A 2,515-nucleotide genomic window follows, 5' to 3' on the forward strand; every position below is an offset into this window, starting at 1 on the left:
TGCGTTAAGCTAACAAGCTTTTTAAGAGTGATTCGCAAAGCGTGGCATGTTTACTATGTGTTGGTTGTAGTGTTTAAGGTGGTATGCGGTAGCTTCGGTATTGCGTTGATCACTCCTTAACAGGGCGTTATGTTGCAATCACTAGTTGTAATCTTCAGGGAGAAGAGCCTGACCTGAATTGTCGATGAGATATGTGAGTGCATCAATCACTCGGGTTGGTGTTAACAAGTTTTCTTGGCTGCAAGTATCGAGTTCAAATGTGAGGTGAAGTTGCTCTCGCTCTACTTTGATAAATAGGTTTCCATGTGGTGGGCGCTCTTGTGACAAAGCGAAGGCCCCGATACCAAGAAAGTGTGGGCTGTTAAGGTTTCTGGTCGCGTAGATATCACATTTTAACTTGTGGGCCAGTGCTAAGAAATCCAGAAGTAAGTTAATCTGTTCATCTGAAATGCTATCAAGTGATTTGACATGTGGTTGTTTACAGAAACATTCCAAATAGTTAATCATCTCATCGATATTGTTGTTAAATAGCATCGCGTCTAGTCCTTGTTATAAGGCTTGCGATTGTACCTTGAGTCAGCAACATAACAAGGCGTTTAAGACAGATTCCCAACGCTTGGCGTTTTGCGTTCTAAGTTGGGTTAAGTGGTTAAGGTGTAATGGTTTAGGTTATGTGGCTGGCGTTGCTCACTACTTAACGCGGCGTTATGTGAATCAGAGAGAATTGAGTATATGAAGAAGTTCTTCGCAATATTTATAGCAGCTTTTTGCTTAGTTTCAGTTGGTGTTCTAGCGAATGACTACAAGCTCGGACAGGCGTTTGAAAATCATCAAAGTGACCTTCAAGTTCGTGGCTCAGGAACAATAATTCGTCTATTGCCAGATGACAACAAAGGAAGTCGACATCAAAAATTCATACTCAAATTAGATAGTAAGCAGACTTTACTTGTTGCTCATAACATCGATTTAGCACCAAGAATTCCCAACCTAAAAGTCGGCGATCGAGTTGAGTTTTACGGTGTATACGAATGGAATAAAAAGGGTGGTGTAATGCACTGGACACACCGCGATCCCAACAATAGGCATCCACATGGCTGGTTAAAGCACTGCGGTAAAAAGTACGACTGAAAATTCACATAACAAAGCATTTAAGAGTGATTCGCAACGCTTGGCATTTTTGTTATCGTTGGATTTTGTGTTTACGGTGGTAAGGTTTAGTTGAGTGGTAGCGTTGCTCACACCTTAATGCGGCGTTATACATATGGAGGTAAAGTGGAAACTTTCGGAACAATTTATGCTAAAGCAATTGACGATTTATCTTCGAAAATATTCATACCTGTGTTCATTAGTGCTCTATTTTCTGAGCTTTCACCGTTATTGCACCCAAAGATGGGCTTCTGGGAAATTTATGTTCCGCTTTTTGTAGTTGGCATAATGCTGGCGTCATTGGTCTTGTTGTCAATTTCATTTGCTGAGGTCTATGTAAGTGAGTTTCGAACCTACGTGGGTATGTTTTGTATGCCGCTTGGAGCTATAGGGTTACTGCCACAATATTTCGACGCCATAGCAGCTCCGTATACACAGGTAACCGGATTTTCTCTTCTAGTATGGTCATTTGTTTTAGCTAATCCTTTGCGATTTGTTCAGCAGTTATTGGATTACTAGTGACATAAAATATATGTATAACAAAGCGTTTAAGACAGATTCGCAACGCGTGGCATTTTTGATTTTATTCAGCTTAAGTGGTTATGGCACAATAGGTTAGGTTCAGTGGTAGCGTTGCTCACTACTTAACGCGGCGTTAGTACGGGTTTGACGTCAAAGGTCATAAATTTTGGTGTTTATCTGTTTTCGCGCTCGTCTTTACACCTTTCAGTTTTTACCTGTCACGTTCTTTCCGGTGGCACTATATGAGTTGTGTTTGTTTTGACTTCACCGTTTACGGTTTCTAACTTTTGGGCTATTTCTTTGGCGTGGCTTCTTTGATGCTGGGAAATGTTTGTCAAACACCGAGTTTCTTTGGCGCTGTCGTTTAGTTCTGAAGCCCGTATCCTTTGTTAATTTGAAAACGGTGAAAATAGGTCAGTTAAGCAAGTTTTTCTTCTAGCCAACTTGCGTTTTGAGATTGAGTTCTAGTTTGGCAGTTGTCCCTTTAGCTTCAGCGTTTCAAGCCAGAAGTTTAGTGCTATATTTCAATATCTTGGCATGTGCCAAAGGTTAACGGGCAGCGTACTAACAAACAATTCAAGAGGGATTCGTAACGCGTGGCATTTTTACTATGCGTTAATTTTAGTGATTAAGGTGGTTTGCAGCGGCATCGGTATTGCGTTACTCACCCCTTAATTGGGCGTTAGGTTTTCGGAGTCACATGAAGAAAATTCTGTTTATTTTGTGTACGTTGATGTCAGGAGTAGTAATGTCTGAGGGTTTGTTTTTAAGCTCATATAACGAAGTGTCCGAACGTTATGCAATTATCGATGAGTTTGAAGAGTATGGGGTGCTTTACCTAACTAAG

General features: G+C 40.8%; 3 protein-coding genes. 2 read left to right on the forward strand and 1 reads right to left on the reverse strand.

The window, feature by feature from the left end:
* Positions 1-141: 141 nt before the first annotated feature.
* Positions 142-534 carry a hypothetical protein gene (locus tag IJ23_RS23685; RefSeq protein ID WP_033907514.1) on the reverse strand — a complete coding sequence of 131 codons (393 nt, stop codon included), beginning with the start codon at positions 532-534 and terminating at the stop codon, positions 142-144.
* A gap of 198 nt (positions 535-732) precedes the next feature.
* Here IJ23_RS23685 and IJ23_RS23690 point away from each other — a divergent pair, with 198 nt between their 5' ends.
* Entirely contained in the window at positions 733-1,128 is a 396-nt protein-coding gene (locus IJ23_RS23690) for a DUF3465 domain-containing protein (RefSeq protein WP_033907515.1), read from the forward strand.
* A gap of 144 nt (positions 1,129-1,272) precedes the next feature.
* A complete protein-coding gene (locus tag IJ23_RS23695; RefSeq protein ID WP_033907516.1) occupies positions 1,273-1,665 on the forward strand; it encodes a hypothetical protein in 393 nt (130 codons plus the stop codon).
* The last annotated feature ends 850 nt before the right edge of the window (positions 1,666-2,515 follow it).

The organism is Vibrio sp. OY15, from assembly GCF_000742455.1.
Classification (GTDB): domain Bacteria; phylum Pseudomonadota; class Gammaproteobacteria; order Enterobacterales; family Vibrionaceae; genus Vibrio; species Vibrio alginolyticus.

Coding starts and splice junctions, on each gene's coding strand:
- IJ23_RS23685 (WP_033907514.1), bottom strand. CDS start 534: ATGCTATTTAACAACAATATCGATGAGATGATTAACTATTTGGAATGT.
- IJ23_RS23690 (WP_033907515.1), top strand. CDS start 733: ATGAAGAAGTTCTTCGCAATATTTATAGCAGCTTTTTGCTTAGTTTCA.